Origin of the sequence: Janibacter sp. RAF52 (assembly GCF_052114035.1) — a bacterium.
GTDB lineage: Bacteria > Actinomycetota > Actinomycetes > Actinomycetales > Dermatophilaceae > Janibacter > Janibacter hoylei.
Window position 1 is genome coordinate 46,590 of the sequence record NZ_JBFRDY010000004.1, and the last position, 21,112, is coordinate 67,701.

The following is a 21,112-nucleotide window of genomic DNA, read 5'->3' on the forward strand; positions in this document are numbered from 1 at the left end:
GGTGTCGTGAGCGGGTCGTCTGGGTCCGATCGGGAGCCCTGTGGCGCCGCCCGACCCTCAAGGCCCGTGGAAGGATCCATCCTTGGCTGCCTCGCGCACCGCTTCCCCGATGTCCACCGCACGGACGGCTAGTGGCCGTCTGTCCTTCGCGAAGATCCGCGAGCCGCTGGAGGTCCCGGACCTCCTGGCCCTGCAGACCGAGAGCTTCGACTGGCTCCTCGGCAACGAGAAGTGGCAGGAGCGCGTCGCTGCCGCTCTGGACGCCGGTCGACGTGACGTCCCCGAGCACCCCGGTCTGGAGGAGATCTTCGAGGAGATCTCCCCGATCGAGGACTTCTCCGGCTCGATGAGCCTCTCCTTCCGCGAGAGCCGCTTCGAGGAGCCGAAGTACTCCGTCGACGAGTGCAAGGAGCGCGACCAGACCTACTCCGCGCCCCTCTTCGTCACCGCCGAGTTCATGAACGCCGAGACCGGCGAGATCAAGAGCCAGACGGTCTTCATGGGCGACTTCCCGCTCATGACCGAGCGCGGCACCTTCATCATCAACGGCACCGAGCGCGTCGTCGTCTCGCAGCTCGTGCGCAGCCCGGGCGTCTACTTCGAGCGCACCCCGGACAAGACGTCCGACAAGGACATCTACTCGACCAAGGTCATCCCGAGCCGCGGTGCCTGGCTCGAGTTCGAGATCGACAAGCGCGACCTCGTCGGTGTGCGTGTCGACCGCAAGCGCAAGCAGTCCGTCACGGTCCTGCTCAAGGCCCTCGGCATGACCTCCGCCGAGATCCTCGAGGAGTTCGGCGAGTACGAGTCGATGCGCGCCACCCTCGAGAAGGACACGGTCGAGGACCAGGACGCCGCGCTGCTCGACATCTACCGCAAGCTGCGCCCCGGCGAGCCGCCGACCCGTGAGGCCGCGCAGAACCTGCTCGACAACCTCTACTTCAACCCCAAGCGCTACGACCTGGCCAAGGTCGGTCGCTACAAGATCAACCGCAAGCTGGGCCTCGAGGCCGACCTCGACTCCTCGGTGCTCACGCTCGAGGACATCGTCGCGACCCTCAAGTACCTCGTCGCGCTGCACGCCGACCAGCCGACCCTCCCGGGGACGCGCGACGGCGAGCCCTTCGAGGTGCCGGTCGAGACCGACGACATCGACCACTTCGGCAACCGTCGTGTCCGCAGCGTCGGTGAGCTCATCCAGAACCAGGTGCGCACCGGTCTCTCCCGGATGGAGCGCGTCGTCCGCGAGCGGATGACGACCCAGGACGTCGAGGCCATCACGCCGCAGACCCTGATCAACATCCGGCCGGTCGTCGCCTCCATCAAGGAGTTCTTCGGCACCAGCCAGCTGTCGCAGTTCATGGACCAGAACAACCCGCTGTCGGGGCTGACGCACAAGCGTCGCCTCAACGCGCTGGGCCCGGGCGGTATCTCCCGTGACCGCGCGCAGATGGAGGTCCGTGACGTCCACCCGTCGCACTACGGCCGCATGTGCCCGATCGAGACCCCTGAGGGTCCCAACATCGGTCTCATCGGCTCGCTCGCGAGCTACGGGCGGATCAACCCCTTCGGCTTCATCGAGACGCCGTACCGCAAGGTCGTCGACGGTCGGGTCACCGACGAGATCGTCTACATTTCCGCGGACGAGGAGGACAAGGTCATCGTCGCCCAGGCGAACGCCGTCCTCGCCGACGACGGTACCTTCGCCGAGGAGCGGGTCCTCGCCCGCACCAAGGGTGGCGAGGTCGACCAGATCCCGGCCGAGGACGTCGACTACATGGACGTCTCGCCGCGCCAGATGGTCTCCGCCGCGACCGCGATGATCCCCTTCCTCGAGCACGACGACGCCAACCGTGCGCTCATGGGCGCCAACATGCAGCGCCAGGCCGTGCCGCTCGTCCAGGCCGAGGCCCCCTACGTCGGCACCGGCATGGAGCACCGCGCCGCCCTCGACTCGGGTGACGTGGTCCGCGCCGACAAGGCCGGCGTCGTCACCGAGGTCTCCGCTGACCTCGTCACCGTCCTGCAGGACGAGGGCGGCAGCAAGACCTACAAGATGATGAAGTTCTCCCGGTCCAACCAGGGCAACAGCTACAACCAGCGCGTCATGGTCTCCGAGGGTGACCGCGTCGAGGCCGGCCAGCTGATCGCCGACGGTCCCGCGACCGACGGTGGCGAGATGGCCCTCGGGCGCAACCTGCTCGTGGCCTTCATGCCGTGGGAGGGCTACAACTACGAGGACGCCATCATCCTCAGCCAGCGTCTGGTGCAGGACGACGTCCTCTCCTCGATCCACATCGAGGAGCACGAGGTCGACGCCCGCGACACCAAGCTCGGCCCGGAGGAGATCACCCGCGACATCCCCAACGTCTCCGAGGAGGTCCTCGCCGACCTCGACGAGCGCGGGATCATCCGCATCGGTGCCGAGGTCCGCGACGGCGACCTGCTCGTCGGCAAGGTCACGCCGAAGGGCGAGACCGAGCTGACCCCGGAGGAGCGCCTGCTGCGCGCCATCTTCGGCGAGAAGGCCCGCGAGGTCCGCGACACCTCCATGAAGGTCCCCCACGGCGAGACCGGCACGGTCATCGGCGTCAAGGTCTTCGACAAGGACGAGGGCGACGAGCTGCCCCCGGGCGTCAACCAGCTGGTGCGCGTCTACGTGGCCAACAAGCGCAAGATCACCGATGGTGACAAGCTCGCCGGCCGCCACGGCAACAAGGGCGTCATCTCCAAGATCCTCCCCGTGGAGGACATGCCCTTCCTCGAGGACGGCACGCCGGTCGACGTCGTGCTCAACCCGCTCGGTGTCCCCGGTCGAATGAACATCGGCCAGATCATGGAGCTGCACCTGGGCTGGGCTGCCAGCCGCGGCTGGAAGATCGAGGGCAACCCCGACTGGGCCGCGATGATCCCCGAGGACGCGCGCGAGGCCCCGGCAGACACCCGTGTCGCCAGCCCCGTCTTCGACGGTGCCGACGAGCACGAGATCGCCGGTCTGCTCGACTCGACGACGCCCACCCGCGACGGTGTGCGCCTCATCGACCAGAGCGGCAAGGCCAATCTCTTCGACGGCCGCACCGGTGACCCCTACCCGGCCCCGGTGTCCGTCGGCTACATGTACATCCTCAAGCTGCACCACCTCGTGGACGACAAGATCCACGCCCGCAGCACGGGGCCGTACTCGATGATCACCCAGCAGCCGCTCGGCGGTAAGGCCCAGTTCGGTGGCCAGCGCTTCGGCGAGATGGAGGTGTGGGCCCTCGAGGCCTACGGCGCCTCCTACGCGCTGCAGGAGCTGCTGACGATCAAGTCCGACGACGTGACCGGTCGCGTCAAGGTGTACGAGGCCATCGTCAAGGGCGACAACATCCCGGAGCCCGGGATCCCGGAGTCCTTCAAGGTGCTCATCAAGGAGATGCAGTCCCTCTGCCTCAACGTGGAGGTCCTCAACTCCGAGGGCGGCACCATCGAGATGCGCGACAACGAGGACGATGTCTTCCGCGCCGCGGAAGAGCTCGGCATCGACCTGTCCCGGCGCGAGCCGAGCAGCGTCGAGGAGGTCTAACCGCTCGGGGGCGCGGTCCTGACGGACCGCGCCCCGGCAGCGGCCCCTCCATCAGCCCACGCGGCGTCCGCGTCGCACGGGCCACAGAACTTATCGAGTCATCCTCGACAACGAGAGAAGGAAGCACGAAGTGCTGGACGTCAACTTCTTCGACGAGCTGCGCATCGGTCTGGCCACCGCGGAGGACATCCGCAACTGGAGCCACGGCGAGGTCAAGAAGCCCGAGACCATCAACTACCGCACCCTCAAGCCCGAGAAGGAGGGCCTCTTCTGCGAGCGCATCTTCGGCCCCACCCGGGACTGGGAGTGCTCCTGCGGCAAGTACAAGCGCGTGCGCTTCAAGGGCATCATCTGCGAGCGCTGCGGCGTCGAGGTGACCCGCGCCGGCGTGCGTCGTGAGCGCATGGGCCACATCGAGCTGGCCGCACCCGTCACCCACATCTGGTACTTCAAGGGCGTCCCCTCGCGCCTGGGGTACCTGCTCGACCTGGCGCCGAAGGACCTCGAGAAGGTCATCTACTTCGCCGCCTACATGATCACGAGCGTCGACGAGGACCAGCGGCACACCGACCTGCCCTCGCTCGAGGCGCAGATCGAGGCCGAGAAGAAGGAGCTCGAGAACCGCCGCGACGCGGACGTCGAGACCCGCGCGCAGAAGCTCGAGAAGGACATCGCCGAGCTCGAGGCCGAGGGCGCCAAGTCCGACGCCAAGCGCAAGGTCCGCGACTCCGCCGAGCGCGAGATGAACCAGATCCGCAAGCGGGCCGACCAGCAGGTCGAGCGCCTCGCCCAGGTCTGGGACCGCTTCAAGAACCTCAAGGTCCAGGACCTCGAGGGCGACGAGGTCCTCTACCGCGAGATGCGTGACCGCTTCGGTCTGTACTTCGAGGGCGGCATGGGTGCCGCGGCCATCCAGAAGCGTCTGGAGACCTTCGACCTCGAGGCCGAGGCCGACAAGCTGCGCGAGATCATCGCGACCGGCAAGGGGCAGAAGAAGACCCGCGCCCTCAAGCGCCTCAAGGTCGTCACCGCCTTCCTCACCACCGACAACAAGCCCGCGGGCATGGTCCTGGACGCCGTCCCGGTCATCCCGCCGGACCTGCGCCCGATGGTCCAGCTCGACGGTGGCCGCTTCGCGACCTCCGACCTCAACGACCTGTACCGCCGCGTCATCAACCGCAACAACCGCCTCAAGCGACTGCTCGACCTCGGCGCGCCCGAGATCATCGTCAACAACGAGAAGCGGATGCTGCAGGAGGCCGTCGACAACCTCTTCGACAACGGTCGTCGCGGTCGTGCGGTCACCGGCCCGGGCAACCGGCCGCTGAAGTCCCTGTCCGACATGCTCAAGGGCAAGCAGGGTCGTTTCCGCCAGAACCTCCTCGGCAAGCGTGTCGACTACTCCGGCCGTTCGGTCATCGTCGTCGGCCCGCAGCTGAAGCTGCACCAGTGCGGTCTGCCCAAGGCGATGGCGCTCGAGCTCTTCAAGCCCTTCGTCATGAAGCGGCTCGTCGACCTCGACCACGCGCAGAACATCAAGTCCGCCAAGCGGATGGTCGAGCGCCACCGGTCGGTCGTGTGGGACGTCCTCGAAGAGGTCATCACCGAGCACCCGGTGCTGCTCAACCGTGCGCCCACGCTGCACCGCCTCGGCATCCAGGCCTTCGAGCCGCAGCTGGTCGAGGGCAAGGCCATCCAGATCCACCCGCTCGTCTGCACCGCCTTCAACGCGGACTTCGACGGTGACCAGATGGCCGTCCACCTGCCGCTGAGCGCGGAGGCCCAGGCCGAGGCCCGGATCCTCATGCTCTCGAGCAACAACATCCTCAAGCCGGCTGACGGCCGCCCCGTCACGATGCCGACGCAGGACATGGTCATCGGCCTCTTCCACCTCACCTCCGAGGTGGCTCTCGAGACCGAGCAACGTCGTGCCTTCGCCTCGCCCGCCGAGGCGCGCATGGCCTTCGACGCCGGCGAGATCAAGATCGGCACGCCGGTCCGCATCCGCCTGACCGATGTCGCCGTGCCCGTCGGGCACGAGCTGCCCGAGGGTGCCGAGGTCGACGAGCAGGGTCGTGTGGCCACGTGGATCGCCGAGACCACCCTGGGTCGGGCCCTCTTCAACGAGACGCTGCCGGAGGACTACCCCTTCGTCAACGAGCCCGTGGACCGCAAGCGCCTGTCGACGATCGTCAACGACCTCGCCGAGCGCTACACCAAGGTGCAGGTCGCGGCCTCGCTCGACGCCCTCAAGGAGGCCGGCTACCACTGGGCCTCCCGCTCGGGCACGACCGTCGCGCTCTCCGACGTCGTCACCCCGCCCCGCAAGGCGGAGATCCTCGCGACCTACGAGGAGAAGGCGACGAAGGTCCAGAAGCAGTACGAGCGCGGTCTGATCACCGACGACGAGCGTCGTCAGGAGCAGATCGAGATCTGGACCCAGGCGACCAACGAGGTCTCCGCAGAGATGCAGGAGAACTTCCCGAAGGACAACCCCATCTTCCGGATGGTCAACTCGGGTGCTCGTGGTAACTGGTTCCAGCTGCGACAGATCGCCGGTATGCGTGGCCTCATGGCCAACCCGAAGGGCGAGATCATCCCGCGCCCGATCCGCACGAACTTCCGTGAGGGCCTCTCGGTCGTCGAGTTCTTCATCTCGACCCACGGTGCGCGCAAGGGTCTGGCCGACACCGCCCTTCGCACCGCCGACTCCGGCTACCTGACGCGTCGTCTCGTCGACGTCTCCCAGGACGTCATCGTCCGCGAGGACGACTGCGGGACCGAGCGCGGCCTGACGATGCCGATCGCGCAGTTCGACGAGCTCACCGGCACCCGCCGGATCCACGACGAGGTCGAGTTCACCGTCTACGGTCGCTGCCTCGCGGCGGCGGTCGAGCACGAGGGCTCCGTCCTCGCCGAGGCCGGCTCCGACCTCGGTGACGTCGTCATCGACCAGCTGTACAAGGCTGGCGTCGACGAGGTGAAGATCCGCTCGGTGCTCACCTGCGAGTCCAAGGTCGGTACGTGCGCCAAGTGCTACGGCCGCAGCCTGGCCACGGGTCAGCTCGTCGACATCGGCGAGGCCGTCGGCATCATCGCGGCCCAGTCGATCGGTGAGCCCGGTACCCAGCTGACGATGCGGACCTTCCACACCGGTGGTGTGGCCGGTGACGACATCACGCAGGGTCTGCCGCGAGTCGTCGAGCTCTTCGAGGCGCGCACCCCCAAGGGTGTCGCCCCGATCGCCGAGGCCGACGGCAAGATCACGATCGAGGAGACCGACAAGGGCCGGCGCATCCTGCTCGTCGCGGACCGCGACGGCGAGGAGCACGCCTACCCGGTGAGCAAGCGCTCGCGCCTGCTCGTCGAGGACGGCGAGCGCGTGGCCGTCGGTACCCAGCTCGTCCAGGGCGCCATCGACCCCAAGCAGGTCCTGCGCATCCTCGGTCCGCGTCACGCCCAGAAGCACCTCGTCGACGAGGTGCAGAAGGTCTACCGCCAGCAGGGCGTGTCGATCCACGACAAGCACATCGAGGTCATCGTCCGGCAGATGCTGCGCCGGATCACGATCCTCGAGTCGGGTGACGCCAACCTCCTGCCGGGCATGCTCGCCGAGCGCGCCCGCTTCGAGACCGAAAACCGTCGCGTCGTCGCCGAGGGTGGTCGCCCGGCCTCGGGCCGTCCCGAGCTCATGGGTATCACCAAGGCCTCGCTCGCGACCGACTCCTGGCTCTCCGCCGCCTCCTTCCAGGAGACGACCCGCGTCCTCACCGAGGCCGCGATGGAGGGCCGCTCGGACCCGCTGCTGGGTCTGAAGGAAAACGTCATCCTCGGCAAGCTCATCCCCGCCGGTACGGGTCTGCCCCGCTACCGCAACGTGGACGTCGAGCCCACCGAGGAGGCCAAGGCCGCGATGTACTCGCTGCCCAACTACGACGAGTACGCCTACCCGGTCTTCGGTCCCGGCTCGGGCGAGGCGATCCGCCTCGACGACCTCGATCTGGACGTCTGAGCAGACTCGCTCCTCCCGACGGGGGTGGTGCCGCGATCGCGGTGCCACCCCCGTCGTCGTTGCCCCGTGTGACAGGTGTGACGGATGAGGCGGATGTGGCGATCGGCCGGTGAAGATCGCCGGAAAATCAAGGGAAACACGCCGAAGGTCAGGTCGACGTCACCCGGGATTTCGTGGTTGATTGGTCCCTGTTCGATTCACGAACTTCAAGGATGGAGATCCCACATGAACAAGTCCGAGCTCGCCAGCGCCGTCGCCGAGAAGGCCGGCGTCACCAACGCTCAGGCGTCCGAGGTCATCACCGCCCTCCAGGCGGTCCTGTCCGAGTCCGTCGCCAAGGGCGAGAAGGTCACCGTCCCCGGCTTCTTCAGCCTCGAGCGCGTCGAGCGCAAGGAGCGCAAGGGCCGCAACCCGCAGTCGGGCGAGGAGATGGTCATCCCCGGTGGCTACGCCGCCAAGCTCTCCGCCGGCAGCGCCCTCAAGGCCGCGGCCAAGGGCTGATCGCCGCACCACACGAAGGGGGTCGGKCGCCGCGACGGCGACCGACCCCCTTCGTCGTGCCGTGATGGGGGAGGATGCAGCCATGACCGGAGAGCAGCGCGACCAGCCGATGTCGGTGCGGGCCACCGCGGCGCGGTGGGCGCTCGGCTCGTTGCTGGCCGTCGGTGCCCTCGTGCTCCTGCTCAAGCCGGGCGGGGTCACCAAACTCCTCGGCCTCGTGCTGGCGGTGGCGGCGGTCACGACCTTCACGCGGCGTTCGCGCTCCGACGCGACGATCGTGACGGTGCTGCTGCTCGTCGTGGCGGGTGCCTACCTGCTCGCCTTCCTCACCGGCAACAGCCACTGGATCACGGACAGGTACTGATGCGCGACGACCTCATCATCCGGCGGGAGACGCCGGCCGACACGGCGCCGACCGAGGCGCTGCACGACGCGGCCTTCGGCGTGCCCGAGGGGCGAAGGGAGTCGCTCGAGCGCGAGCTCCTGCGTGGCCTGCGGTCGGACGGCTCCGTCATCGACGGCCTGACCTTCGTCGCCGAGCTCGACGGCGAGGTCGTGGGGCACGTCGTGTGCAGTCGGGGGACGCTCGACGGGGCGCCGTCGGTCGGCCTCGGGCCGATCGCGGTGCGACCGCAGCTGCAGCGGCAGGGGATCGGTGCCGCGCTCGTCATGGCCGTCGTTGCGAGCGCCGAGCAGGCCGCCGAGCCGGCGATCGTGCTCCTCGGCGACCCGGCGTACTACGGCTTCTTCGGCTTCCGGCCGGCGGCGGGCCTCGGGATCGGCTCCCCTGGACCGTGGCCGGACGAGTACTTCCAGGCACTGACCCTGCGGGCGTGGCGGCCTGAGATGGCTGGGCCTTTTGCCTACGCCCCCGCTTTTGACCGACTCGCGTGACACCCCGCGCAAGGTCCCGCACGTATCGGATTTGTGACGGTATGGGCTCGCCGGTATCGTTGATCAGCGTGCGTGGCACGGCTGTGCCGTGACGCGCGTGGAGGAAGGTCGGAGACGACCTCCCTCGCCCCTCTCGCCGGGCACCTCGAGATGACCTTCCGGGGTCGTGACGGGGAGTGCAGGGGAGAGCACCACCAGCGACACACCCGAGTGCGGGGGTCGCGGGTGGCATCCAAGGAGTGCCGGTCGGGTTCGCCCGAGCGGTGCAGACAACATCACCGACGTACGGAGACACAGGTTGCCTACCATCAACCAGCTGGTGCGCAAGGGCCGGCAGGACAAGCCGTCCAAGGCCGCCACGCCCGCCCTCAAGGGCTCGCCGCAGCGCCGTGGCGTGTGCACGCGCGTGTACACGACCACCCCCAAGAAGCCGAACTCTGCCCTGCGTAAGGTCGCCCGCGTGCGCCTCACGAGTGGCATCGAGGTCACGGCCTACATCCCGGGTGTCGGTCACAACCTGCAGGAGCACTCCATCGTGCTCGTGCGTGGTGGCCGAGTGAAGGACCTCCCCGGTGTCCGTTACAAGATCGTCCGCGGGTCCCTCGACACCCAGGGTGTCAAGGGTCGTCAGCAGGCCCGCAGCCGTTACGGCGCCAAGAAGGAGAAGAAGTAATGCCTCGCAAGGGTCCCGCCCCGAAGCGCCCGCTCGTCGTCGACCCGGTCTACCAGTCCCCGCTGGTGACCCAGCTGGTCAACAAGATCCTTCTCGACGGCAAGAAGTCCATCGCCGAGTCCATCGTCTACGACGCCCTCGAGGGTGTCCGCGAGAAGACCGGCACGGACCCGGTCCAGACGCTCAAGCGCGCCCTGGACAACGTCCGCCCCTCCCTGGAGGTCAAGTCCCGCCGCGTCGGTGGCGCGACCTACCAGGTCCCGATCGAGGTCAAGCCCGGCCGTGCGACCACCCTGTCGCTGCGCTGGCTGGTCGGCTACTCGCGTCAGCGTCGTGAAAAGACGATGACCGAGCGCCTCATGAACGAGATCCTCGACGCGAGCAACGGCCTGGGTGCCGCGGTCAAGCGTCGCGAGGACACGCACAAGATGGCCGAGTCCAACAAGGCCTTCGCGCACTACCGCTGGTGACAGCAGGTCGGGGTCGGCCCCGCGCCGACCCCGACCACACCCGCCCGCCCGGGCAGACACGACCGCAACGAGCGAGATGAGATAACGAGTGGCACAGGACGTCCTGACGGACCTGACCAAGGTCCGAAACATCGGCATCATGGCGCACATCGACGCCGGCAAGACGACGACGACTGAGCGCATCCTTTTCTACACCGGCGTCAACCACAAGCTGGGCGAGACGCACGACGGTGCCTCCACCACCGACTGGATGGAGCAGGAGAAGGAGCGCGGCATCACGATCACGTCCGCCGCGGTCACCTCCTTCTGGGACGACACCCAGATCAACATCATCGACACCCCGGGTCACGTCGACTTCACGGTCGAGGTCGAGCGCTCGCTGCGCGTCCTCGACGGTGCGGTCGCGGTCTTCGACGGCAAGGAGGGCGTCGAGCCCCAGTCCGAGACCGTGTGGCGCCAGGCGGACAAGTACGACGTCCCCCGCATCGCCTTCGTCAACAAGATGGACAAGCTGGGCGCGGACTTCTACTTCACCGTCCAGACGATCAAGGACCGCCTCGGTGCGGAGCCGCTCGTCATGCAGCTGCCGATCGGTGCCGAGAACGACTTCGTCGGCGTCGTCGACCTCATCAAGATGAAGGCCCTCGTCTGGCCCGGCGACGCCAAGGGTGACGTCACCCTCGGTGCTTCGTACGAGACCCAGGAGATCCCCGCGGACCTCCAGGAGAAGGCCGAGGAGTACCGCAACCACCTCATCGAGCGCGTCGCCGAGTCCGACGACGAGCTCATGGAGAAGTACCTCGGTGGCGAGGAGCTCACCGACGAGGAGATCAAGGCGGGCGTCCGCAAGCTCACCGTCAACTCGGAGCTCTACCCGATCTTCTGCGGCTCGGCCTTCAAGAACCGTGGTGTCCAGCCGGTGCTCGACGCCGTCAAGGACTACCTGCCGAGCCCCCTCGACGTGGCTGCCATGGAGGGCCACGCCCCCGGCAACGAGGAGGAGGTCGTGCTCCGCAAGCCGAGCATCGACGAGCCCTTCTCGGCGCTCGCCTTCAAGATCGCCGCGCACCCCTTCTTCGGCACGCTGACCTTCATCCGCGTGTACTCGGGCAAGCTCACGCCGGGCACCCAGGTCATCAACTCGACCAAGGGCAAGAAGGAGCGCATCGGCAAGCTCTTCCAGATGCACGCCAACAAGGAGAACCCGGTCGAGGAGGCGATGGCGGGGCACATCTACGCCGTCATCGGTCTCAAGGAGACCACCACGGGTGACACCCTGAGCGACATCAACGACCAGGTCATCCTCGAGTCGATGTCCTTCCCGGCCCCGGTCATCCAGGTGGCCATCGAGCCGAAGACGAAGGGCGACCAGGAAAAGCTCGGCAGCGCGATCCAGCGTCTCGTCGCCGAGGACCCGACCTTCCAGGTCTCGCTCGACGAGGAGACCGGTCAGACGATCATCGCCGGCATGGGCGAGCTCCACCTCGACGTCTTCGTCGACCGGATGAAGCGTGAGTTCAAGGTCGAGGCCAACATCGGCAAGCCGCAGGTGGCCTACCGCGAGACGATCCGTCGTGCGGTCGAGAAGTACGACTACACGCACAAGAAGCAGACCGGTGGTTCGGGTCAGTTCGCGAAGGTGCAGATCACCTTCGAGCCCCTCGACTCCACGACCGAGGACGCGGACGGCGAGCTCTACGAGTTCAAGAACGCCGTCACCGGTGGTCGCATCCCGCGTGAGTACATCCCGAGCGTCGACGCCGGTATCCAGGACGCGATGCAGTACGGCGTGCTCGCCGGCTACCCGGTCGTCGGTGTCAAGGCCACCCTCATCGACGGTGCCTACCACGACGTCGACTCCTCGGAGATGGCCTTCAAGATCGCCGGCTCGATGGCCTTCAAGGAGGCCGCTCGCAAGGCCGACCCGGTGCTCATGGAGCCGATGATGAAGGTCGAGGTGCGTACCCCCGAGGACTACATGGGCGACGTCATCGGCGACATCAACTCGCGTCGTGGCCAGATCCAGTCCATGGAGGACGTCAGCGGGGCCAAGGTCGTCACCGGCCTCGTGCCGCTGTCGGAGATGTTCGGCTACGTCGGTGACCTGCGGTCCAAGACCCAGGGCCGGGCCAACTACTCCATGGAGTTCGACTCCTACGCGGAGGTCCCCAAGGCGGTCGCCGAGGAGATCATCAAGAAGACCCGAGGCGAGTGACCGGTAGCATTACCGGGATCCCGACACGGACCATCCACAACACACCCAAAAACGACGCCACCCTGCCGGGCAAAGGCGTAACCGAGAAGACGTCCTGAGGAGGACAACACAGTGGCGAAGGCAAAGTTCGAGCGGAGCAAGCCGCACGTCAACATCGGCACCATCGGTCACATCGACCATGGCAAGACGACGCTGACGGCCGCGATCTCCCGCGTGCTGCACGACCAGCTCCCCGACCTCAACGAGGCCTCGGCGTTCGACACGATCGACAAGGCTCCCGAGGAGAAGCAGCGCGGTATCACCATCTCGATCGCGCACATCGAGTACCAGACGGAGTCGCGTCACTACGCGCACGTCGACTGCCCGGGTCACGCTGACTACGTGAAGAACATGATCACCGGTGCGGCTCAGATGGACGGCGCGATCCTCGTGGTCGCCGCCACCGACGGCCCGATGCCGCAGACGAAGGAGCACGTCCTCCTGGCCCGCCAGGTCGGCGTCCCCTACATCGTCGTCGCGCTCAACAAGGCCGACATGGTCGACGACGAGGAGATCATGGAGCTCGTCGAGATGGAGGTCCGCGAGCTGCTGTCCTCCTACGAGTTCCCGGGCGACGACGTCCCGGTCGTCAAGGTCTCGGCGCTCAAGGCGCTTGAGGGCGACGCCAAGTGGGGCGAGTCGATCATGGAGCTCATGGGCGCCGTCGACTCCTACATCCCCGAGCCGGAGCGTGACCTCGACAAGCCGTTCATGATGCCCGTCGAGGACGTCTTCACGATCACCGGTCGTGGCACCGTCGTCACCGGTCGTATCGAGCGCGGCATCCTCAACGTCAACGAGGAGGTCGAGATCGTCGGTATCCGCGAGGAGAAGACCACGACCACCGTCACCGGCATCGAGATGTTCCGCAAGCTCCTGGACGAGGGTCGTGCGGGCGAGAACGTCGGTCTGCTCCTTCGTGGCACCAAGCGCGAGGACGTCGAGCGCGGGCAGGTCATCTGCAAGCCGGGCTCGATCACCCCGCACACCGAGTTCGAGGCGCAGGTCTACATCCTGTCCAAGGAGGAGGGTGGCCGTCACACGCCGTTCTACGACTCCTACCGTCCGCAGTTCTACTTCCGGACCACCGACGTCACCGGCGTCGTCTCGCTGCCCGAGGGCACCGAGATGGTCATGCCCGGCGACAACACCGACATGAAGGTCGAGCTCATCCAGCCGATCGCCATGGAGGAGGGCCTGAAGTTCAACATCCGCGAGGGTGGCCGCACCGTCGGCGCCGGTCGCGTCACCAAGATCATCAAGTGATCTTGGGCTGACCTCGAGTCAGCAGCCACGCAGGGCCCGTCTCCCCGTCAGGGGAGGCGGGCCCTGCGTCGTGCTGGGCGTGGTTGTTCCCCGAGTGGGTCCCACGTTCCGCGTGGGCGGCGCGCCAGCGCCGTCTCGGATTCGACTGTTCCCTGAGGAGGCGCGCCAGCGCCGTCTCGGATCCGACTGTTCCCTGAGGAGGCGCGCCAGCGCCGTCTCGGATCCGACTGTTCCCTGAGGAGGCGCGCCAGCGCCGTCTCGAATCCGACTGTTCCCTGAGGAGGCGCGCCAGCGCCGTCTCGAATCCGACTGTTCCCTGAGGAGGCGCGCCAGCGCCGTCTCGAAGGGTTACGGTCGGCCCGCCTCGATCCACACGTGCGCGGGCAGGGTCCACCCGTCGGCCTCGAGTGCCGCCCTCAGAGCGGCACGGTTGTTCGTGGGGAGGCCGGCGGCGCGGTAGCGGGCGCGTCCCCGCTCGAGGTGGCTGCGGATGGTGGAGGTGCGCAGGGCGAGGATGCGGCCGATGTGCGCGGGGGAGTGCCCGCGCGAGGCGACGTAGAGGGTGAGCACCTGCAGCTCGCGGTCGGTCAGGGTCGTGACCGGTGCCGCGGCGGGGTCGACCCGCGCGTGGTGGGGGACGTGCCCGCCGCAGACGTCGCGGATGGTCTCGGCGACCTCGACGAGTCCCACGGTCGGCTCGATCCAGGCGACCGCGCCCTCGGCGGCCACCCGTCGGGCGAAGGGGGTCTCGCGCTCCGGGCCGATGATGATGGCCCGCGAGCCGAGGCGGCGCAGGGCGCGCACCTTGAGCGGCAGGGGCACGTGGTCGTCGAGCAGGGCGTCCAGCACGACGAAGGGGCCCGTGAAGTCCCACTCCTCCTGGAAGTGCACCCACGAGTGGACAGCGGTCGTCACGCGCAGGGGCCGCTCTCCGCGGCGCAGCTCGTGACGCAGGGCCGTCGTGACGATGGGGGAGGTGTGGACCAGGTCCAGCCGGATCGAGGTGGGCATCGGGCACGATGGTGGCATGTCCGTGCCTCCCGTGGTCTCCGTGTGGTCGCCCTGGCGGTTGCACGCGGACTCCGTGGTCGTCGTGCTCGACGAGCACGGGATCCGAGCGCAGGTCGTCGACGACCCGGTGGCGGCGGCCGGTCTGCTCGTCGCGAGCGCGATGGCAGCCGATCAGGGGCAGATGATGCGCGAACGGGCGAGCGCGGGCCGGTCGACGATCGTCTGGGGAGGGACCCTTCCGCCGCCGCGGATCGCTGAGCTGCGTGATGCCGGGGCGCTGACCTACGTGTCGATGCTGCACGCACCCAGCGAGCTCGTCGCTGTCGTCTCGGAGGTGCTGTCCGGTGGAGACGTGCCGTGGACCGACGCGGCCGGGCCGCTCCCGACGTTGACGGAGCGCGAGCAGGGCGTGGCTCGTGCCTATCTCGTCGACCACGCCGACCGCACCCGTGCCCAGGTGGCGCAGATCCTGGGCATCAGTGACCGCACGCTCAAGGTGCACATCGCCAACATCAGGACCAAGGCCGGGCACCGGGGGACCCATACCCGGGAGGGGCTGCGGCGGGCGCTGACCGTTCGCGCGTGGTTGGACTAGTCCTTTTGAGGGCATTTGGTCGCAGGTGAGTCAGGTCTTCCTAGGATCGTGCGTGGCAGCTCGACAGGGGGCTGCCATGGGGAGGAACCCACTCACGTGTCGTGCCGTGCGACGTGCCCGGTGCGCCCTGCACGCGCCTGTCCGCAGAGAGACTGTCATGACTCAGCACATCACGACCACTGGCCCGTCCCGCCGCTCCATCGCGAAGGGCGCCGCCTGGGCCGTCCCGGCCGTCACCGTCGCAGCCGCTGCGCCATCGCTCGCCGCGTCGACGGTTGACTGCACCGACCCGGTCAACTGGCAGAACAACATCAGCCTGCAGGCTGGCTGCCTCATCTCCGTGGCTGGCGCGAATGTCGGGGCTGGCTGGACCGTGACCAACACCGCGACCGGCGCGAACGCCTGTGCCATCCCCGCGGGCGCAACCTTCACCGAGCGCATCTGGGTCCCCTCTTCGGGGGTAGCGTCGGATGTCACCCGGGCGGCAATCCTCAGCACCTTCAAGCTAACCCTGACGATCACCGGTCTCCCGACCGCGCTTTTCGACTCCTTCACGCAGTCCGGCTGGGACCCGACTTTGGGCTCCAGTGTGACGACGATCAACGGTACGCGCGCGCTCCAGGCCACCCGCACCCTGACGCTCAAGGCTCCCCTCGCGCCTGGCGCGTCGGTCACCTACGGGACCATCCTTAACCCCAACGTCTTGGACCTCAACCGCTACGACCTGACGTCCCCGGGTGGCGTCCAGACCACCGGTCTCACGGGCGCGATCCTGGGTGGCTGCAGCTGACCTGCGACGCCAACGCCGAAGGGCGGTCCCGATGTAGCCGGGACCGCCCTTCGTCGTTTTCGGGTTTCTGCCCTCAGATCTCCGAGATCGTCGTCCGCGCCAGCCGTCGCCCGGCCAGGGCGGCACCCGCGACGAGCACGACGAGCGCGGCCGGGGCGGCGAACCACGGCGACGGGTGGGCCTGGAGGCCGAGCCCCGCGTGGAGGATACTCCCGCCGAAGGCCCGCGCGGACAGGTATTCGGCCGGGTCGAGCACCGACGTGAGCAGGGCCTCCCAGACGAGCCAGTAGAGCAGGCACCCGGTGACGCTGCGCTTGACGAGCAGCGCGAGCAGGGCGAAGGCACCCGTGTAGGCGATGGCCGAGACCGTGCCGCCGAGGAGGGCGCTCCACCACAGGTCGCCGTCGACCCCGACCATGATGAGCGCGGCGAGAGCCATCGGCACCACGGCGAAGAGCACCGAGCTGGCGAGGATGACGAGCATCTTGCTCGCGACGATCACCCACCGCGGGATCGGCTTGCTCAGCAGGTAGATGATCGACCCGTCGTCGATCTCCGAGGTGATGAGCGTCGTCGTGCCGATGAGCGTGACGACGGGGACGACGACCCCGATGCCGAAGGTGCGCACGAGGTCGAGCGGCACGCCGGTCGGGTCGAGCGGGCCGGTCGGGGCGAGCCGGATGAGCAGTGCGAGCCCGAGCAGTGCGCCCGCCATCGCGACGAGGACGAGGACCCGCACGCGCCCCAGCAGGGAGCGCAGGGCCAGACGGATGATCGCGGGACTCATCGGCTCACCAGGTATCCGAAGATGCTCTCGAGCGACTCGTCGGTCGGCGTCAGCTCGAAGATGCGGATGTCGTGCTCCCGGGCCACCCGGGGAGCGGTGCGGGCGAAGCCGCCGAAGTCGTCGGCCTCGAGCTCGAGGTACCGGTCGCCGTGCAGCCGTACCCCGCGCACGCTCGAGCCGGCGAGCAGGGCGGCGGCGAGGGCCCGGTTGTCGCTGCTGCGGATGCGGTACTGGTTGGGCCGGTCGGTCATGAGCCGGCGGATCTCGGTGCGGTCGCCCGAGGCCGCGTGCCGCCCGGAGACGATGACCTCGATCTGCCCGGCGAGCGACTCGACCTCCTCGAGGATGTGCGAGCTGAAGACGATCGTGCGGCCCTGCGCTGCGTAGTCGGCGAGGAGGGTCGCCATCGAGTGACGCTGGATCGGGTCCATGCCGTTGAAGGGCTCGTCGAGCAGCAGCACCGGCGGGTCGTGGACGAGCGCCGAAGCCATCTTGACCCGCTGCCGCATGCCCTTGCTGAAGGTCGCGACCGGTCGGTCGGCCGCCCCCTCGAGGTCGACGAGCCGGATCGCGTGGTCGGTCGCGGCCCGCGCCGACGAAAGCTGGTGCAGGTCGGCGTTGAGCCGGACGAACTGGCGGGCGGTGAGGAAGTCGTAGACCGACTCCTGCACGGGCACCAGCCCGATCTGCCGGTACGTCCCCGTGTCCTGACGAAGGGGGTGACCGTCCAGTGTCGCGGTGCCCGCGGAGGGCGCGAGCAGCCCGGCCATGATCGACAGGATCGTCGACTTGCCGGCGCCGTTGGGCCCGAGCAGACCGGTGATGCCGGGACCGACGTCCATCGTCACGTCGTTGACGGCGACGACGTTGCCGAACCAGCGGCTCACGGACCCCAGGTGCAGCGTGCTCACAGCGAGGCCACCGATCGCATCCGGGCGACGAGCGCGGCGGTGGGCACGGCCGCCCACGCGACGCACACGAGGACCGCGAGGGGGACGTACCACCCTTCGGGCTGGGGGAGGGTCGCATTGGCCGGCGGATCGCCGAAGAGGCCGGAGACCAGCTCGGCGACCGCGGTGAAGGGGTGGGCCGAGGCGACGAGCTGGCCGATGCCGTCGCGCTGCAGCTCGAAGGTGATGGCCAGCGCCATCGTGATCATCGCGGAGGGGACCATGAGCACGACGATGATCGCGGCGAGCGCGAGACCGGACTTCGTCGCGAGGGTCGAGACGAGCGCCGAGACCGCGGCGAGCACGAGGGAGAGCACGGCGACGCCGACGAGGGCGGCGCCGAAGCGCTTCGCGTGAAGACCGGTGTCCACCCCCGTCGAGAGCGCGCAGGCGAACCACACGAGCATCGGCGTGATGATGACGAGGAAGATCGCCGTCGTCAGCGCCGCCAGGCGGGTGAGCACGAAGCGGGTCCGCGAGACCGGCCGGGCGAAGTACAGGACGATCGTGCGGTAGCGCAGGTCCCGGGCGAAGAGCACCGGCGCCTGGGTCGCGACGAAGATCGTGATGAGCAGCTGGGTCCAGTAGGGGTAGCCGAAGTAGTTGGACGGAGCCGTGCCCATGCCCGCCGGGGCCTGGGCCGCCTGGATGCTCAGCGCGCCGAGCACGACGGCGGGCAGCGCCATGAGGGCGATCGTCAACCACGGCATGATCTTGGCCTTGCCCGAGCGGCCGATGCCGAAGGCCTGCGCCACGGAGTTGCGGTAGAGCTCGAGGGTGATGGCGCCGTCGCCGAGACGGCCGCCGCGAAATCCGCGGTAGCCGAGGTCGTGGATGACGCTGCGCGGGGGAGAAGTCATGCGTGTGGTCCTCCGGGGTGGGCGGTGACGGCCGACGAAGGGGGAGCGTGGAAGACCTCGTCGAGGGTGTGGCGCCGCTCCTGCACGCGCACGAGCCCCAGGTCGAGGTCGACGGCCGCGTCGCGGACGGCGTCGAGGTCCTCGGGGCGCTCGATGCGTACCTCGACGTCGGGGCCGGCGGGCCAGGCGGTGACCCCCCGGTCGAGCAGCGCCTGCCCGAGGGCCCGGTCGCTGCCGGGCGGGCCGAGCACCTCGACGACGACAGTGCCCGTGCTCTGGGTGAGGTCCGAGGTGCGCGACGCGCGCAGCAGTCGGCCGCTGTCGAGCACGACGATGCTGTCGGCGGTGCGCTCGAGCTCGCCGAGCAGGTGGCTCGTCACGACGACGGAGATGCCGAAGTCGGCGTGGACCCGGGCGATGAGGTCGAGCATGTCGTCGCGGGCCCGGGGGTCGAGCCCGCTCGTCGGCTCGTCGAGGAAGACGAGCGCCGGGTCGTGGACGAGGGCCTGGGCGAGCTTGGCCCGTTGCTTCATGCCGGTGGAGTAGCCGCCCATGGCCCGATGGCGCTCCTCGTCGAGGCCGACGTGCCGCAGCACGTCGGAGGCTCGCTCGCGGCTAACCTGACGGGGCAACCCGGACATGAGCGCCATGTGGAGGACGAAGTCCGCGGCGCTGACGTCCGCGGGCAGGCAGTCGTGCTCGGGCATGTACCCGACGAGGGCGCGGACGTCCCTGCCGTCGGACCCGGGATCGCGGCCGAGGACCTCGACGGTGCCGGCGGTGGCCGGCAGCAGGCCGAGGAGGATCTTGATGAGCGTCGACTTGCCGGCGCCGTTGACGCCCACGACGCCGGTGATGCCGGGGTCGACCCGCAGGGTGAGCGCGTCGAGCGCGCTCACCGGGCCGTAGCGCTTGCTCAGGTGGTCGGTGACGACGACCGGCCGGTGCTCGGTCACGCTGCCCCTCCTCGTCGGTGGTCCCGGCTCCCCGTGTGCCGGACGCAGTCACACCCTAACCAGCCGGCGCGGACGCGCCGTGACCTGACGATCACGGCGCGGGGGACCCCCTTCGCCATAGGCTGGGGGAGCCCGCCCCACCCGACCACGGAGACGCGACGCCACATGGCCAACGACGAGAGCACCGCGACCGAGGACCTCGCCCCCGAGGAGGAGGGCCTCGACGAGGAGGTCAAGCCCTCCATCCGAGAGATGAAGAAGCGCGGCTGGACCATGGCCGTCAAGCGCGCGATCAAGGAGTTCAGCGCCGACGGGTGCACCGACCTCGCCGCCGCCCTCACCTACTTCTCCGTCCTGTCGATCTTCCCGGCGCTGCTGGCGCTCGTCTCGATCATCGGCCTCGTCGGCGACCCGCAGGAGACCAAGCAGACCCTGCTCGACGTCATCGGCCAGCTCGGCCAGGGCAGCGTCGTCGACACCCTCGAGGGGCCCATCGACCAGATGGTCAACAGCTCGGGTGCCGGCTTCGGCCTCGTCATCGGTATCGCCGGCGCGCTGTGGTCAGCCTCGGGGTACGTCGGCGCCTTCGGCCGGGCCCTCAACAAGATCTACGAGGTGCCGGAGGGGCGCGGCTTCATCAAGCTGCGCCCGATGCAGCTCGTCGTCACTGCGGTCCTGCTCGTCATGGCCGCAGCGATCATCCTGTCCGTCGCCGTGAGCGGTGAGCTGGCCCGCGCCATCGGCAACACCATCGGCCTCGGCGACGCCGCCGTCATGACGTGGAACATCGCCAAGTGGCCGGTCATCCTGCTCGTCGTCATCTTCATGGTCGGCCTGCTCTACTGGGCGACGCCCAACGTGCAGCAGCCGAAGTTCCGCTGGCTCACCCCCGGCGCCGCCGTCGCCATCGTCGTGGCGATCCTCGCCTCGGTGGCCTTCGGCTTCTACGTCTCCAACTTCGGCTCCTACAACAAGACCTACGGCTCCCTCGCCGGCGTCATCGTCTTCCTGCTCTGGCTGTGGATCCTCAACAACGTGCTGCTCCTCGGCGCCGAGCTGGACTCCGAGATCGAGCGATCCCGCCAGCTGCAGGCCGGCATGGCGGCCGAGGAGGACCTGCTGCTGCCCCTGCGGGACACGACGAAGTCCGATGCGGCGGAGGAGGCGCAGGTCGAGGTCGTCGAGGAGGCCCGCTCGTTGCGCATCCAGGGCCTGAAGGACCAGGGTCGATCCACGGCGGACCTCGCCGACCAGGACTAGTCAAGGACCGCCCCGCCCCGATTTGGACTGGGCCTGCAGCCTCTGGCACACTAGTCAGGTTGCTTGTTGAGCGGTGACGCCTCGATCGGCCTTTGCCACGATCGGGTGTGTTTCCGACACGCTGATGACAACGCATCGAACCGCTTCGGGCGGGGCGACACATCGGCAGCCACAGCACGATCCGGGTGATCCGGGTCGACGACCAGACCGACGACCTGCCCTTTGGCACGTCGTCGGGCTGCGGAGCGGGTGCGACACACCCGACCGC

17 protein-coding genes are annotated in these 21,112 nt (G+C 68.5%); 12 read left to right on the forward strand and 5 right to left on the reverse strand.

Translation table 11 applies throughout. The annotated features are described in order from the left end of the window. Positions 1-82 precede the first annotated feature (82 nt). From rpoB to tuf, 9 genes are all read left to right on the forward strand, one after another. Positions 83-3,565 (forward strand): DNA-directed RNA polymerase subunit beta, encoded by a 3,483-nt coding sequence (gene rpoB / locus AB4Y78_RS06900; protein ID WP_441714997.1) that lies wholly within the window; start codon positions 83-85, stop codon positions 3,563-3,565. 130 nt (positions 3,566-3,695) lie between these two features. Beyond that, the gene (locus AB4Y78_RS06905; protein ID WP_441714999.1) at positions 3,696-7,577 is read left to right on the forward strand and encodes a DNA-directed RNA polymerase subunit beta'; all 3,882 of its coding nucleotides are present in this window, start codon (positions 3,696-3,698) and stop codon (positions 7,575-7,577) included. Positions 7,578-7,802: 225 nt separating this feature from the next. Next, positions 7,803-8,078, forward strand: a complete 276-nt coding sequence (locus AB4Y78_RS06910) for an HU family DNA-binding protein (protein ID WP_128277410.1) — start codon at positions 7,803-7,805, stop codon at positions 8,076-8,078. Positions 8,079-8,160: 82 nt separating this feature from the next. Then, positions 8,161-8,442, forward strand: a complete 282-nt coding sequence (locus tag AB4Y78_RS06915) for a hypothetical protein (RefSeq protein ID WP_282072991.1) — start codon at positions 8,161-8,163, stop codon at positions 8,440-8,442. After that, positions 8,442-8,972, forward strand: coding sequence for a GNAT family N-acetyltransferase (locus AB4Y78_RS06920; protein ID WP_441715003.1), 531 nt, complete (start codon positions 8,442-8,444; stop codon positions 8,970-8,972). The genes AB4Y78_RS06915 and AB4Y78_RS06920 overlap by 1 nt, the downstream gene beginning before the upstream one ends. Before the next feature lie 298 nt (positions 8,973-9,270). Next, entirely contained in the window at positions 9,271-9,645 is a 375-nt protein-coding gene (gene rpsL / locus AB4Y78_RS06925) for a 30S ribosomal protein S12 (protein ID WP_007930014.1), read from the forward strand. Beyond that, a complete protein-coding gene (rpsG, locus tag AB4Y78_RS06930; RefSeq protein ID WP_007930016.1) occupies positions 9,645-10,115 on the forward strand; it encodes a 30S ribosomal protein S7 in 471 nt (156 codons plus the stop codon). The genes rpsL and rpsG overlap by 1 nt, the downstream gene beginning before the upstream one ends. A gap of 88 nt (positions 10,116-10,203) precedes the next feature. Then, positions 10,204-12,330 carry an elongation factor G gene (gene fusA / locus AB4Y78_RS06935; protein WP_441715005.1) on the forward strand — a complete coding sequence of 709 codons (2,127 nt, stop codon included), beginning with the start codon at positions 10,204-10,206 and terminating at the stop codon, positions 12,328-12,330. 111 nt (positions 12,331-12,441) lie between these two features. Beyond that, entirely contained in the window at positions 12,442-13,635 is a 1,194-nt protein-coding gene (tuf, locus tag AB4Y78_RS06940) for an elongation factor Tu (RefSeq protein WP_007930020.1), read from the forward strand. A 348-nt stretch (positions 13,636-13,983) separates the two neighbouring features. On the opposite strand, the gene AB4Y78_RS06945 is transcribed toward tuf, so the two are convergent. Next, positions 13,984-14,646: a hypothetical protein gene (locus tag AB4Y78_RS06945; protein WP_441715007.1), complete on the reverse strand. Its 663-nt coding sequence runs from the start codon at positions 14,644-14,646 to the stop codon at positions 13,984-13,986. A 16-nt stretch (positions 14,647-14,662) separates the two neighbouring features. On the opposite strand from AB4Y78_RS06945, the gene AB4Y78_RS06950 reads away from it, so the two are divergent. Both AB4Y78_RS06950 and AB4Y78_RS06955 read left to right on the forward strand, forming a co-directional pair. Continuing rightward, complete coding sequence (locus tag AB4Y78_RS06950; RefSeq protein WP_441715008.1) at positions 14,663-15,241, forward strand: LuxR C-terminal-related transcriptional regulator; 579 nt, start codon at positions 14,663-14,665, stop codon at positions 15,239-15,241. Between the two features lie 157 nt (positions 15,242-15,398). Further along, complete coding sequence (locus AB4Y78_RS06955) at positions 15,399-16,031, forward strand: hypothetical protein (RefSeq protein WP_441715010.1); 633 nt, start codon at positions 15,399-15,401, stop codon at positions 16,029-16,031. Between the two features lie 73 nt (positions 16,032-16,104). On the opposite strand, the gene AB4Y78_RS06960 is transcribed toward AB4Y78_RS06955, so the two are convergent. The 4 genes from AB4Y78_RS06960 to AB4Y78_RS06975 are packed head-to-tail and all read right to left on the reverse strand — an operon-like array spanning position 16,105 to position 19,584. Further along, positions 16,105-16,818 (reverse strand): ABC transporter permease, encoded by a 714-nt coding sequence (locus AB4Y78_RS06960; protein ID WP_441715012.1) that lies wholly within the window; start codon positions 16,816-16,818, stop codon positions 16,105-16,107. Further along, positions 16,815-17,729 carry an ABC transporter ATP-binding protein gene (locus AB4Y78_RS06965; protein WP_441715014.1) on the reverse strand — a complete coding sequence of 305 codons (915 nt, stop codon included), beginning with the start codon at positions 17,727-17,729 and terminating at the stop codon, positions 16,815-16,817. The genes AB4Y78_RS06960 and AB4Y78_RS06965 overlap by 4 nt, the downstream gene beginning before the upstream one ends. Continuing rightward, complete coding sequence (locus tag AB4Y78_RS06970) at positions 17,726-18,628, reverse strand: ABC transporter permease (RefSeq protein ID WP_441715015.1); 903 nt, start codon at positions 18,626-18,628, stop codon at positions 17,726-17,728. The genes AB4Y78_RS06965 and AB4Y78_RS06970 overlap by 4 nt, the downstream gene beginning before the upstream one ends. Continuing rightward, the gene (locus AB4Y78_RS06975; RefSeq protein WP_441736990.1) at positions 18,625-19,584 is read right to left on the reverse strand and encodes an ABC transporter ATP-binding protein; all 960 of its coding nucleotides are present in this window, start codon (positions 19,582-19,584) and stop codon (positions 18,625-18,627) included. Before AB4Y78_RS06975 ends, AB4Y78_RS06970 begins: the two co-directional genes overlap by 4 nt. Before the next feature lie 165 nt (positions 19,585-19,749). Here AB4Y78_RS06975 and AB4Y78_RS06980 point away from each other — a divergent pair, with 165 nt between their 5' ends. Then, the gene (locus tag AB4Y78_RS06980; protein ID WP_128277405.1) at positions 19,750-20,844 is read left to right on the forward strand and encodes a YihY/virulence factor BrkB family protein; all 1,095 of its coding nucleotides are present in this window, start codon (positions 19,750-19,752) and stop codon (positions 20,842-20,844) included. Positions 20,845-21,112 lie beyond the last annotated feature (268 nt).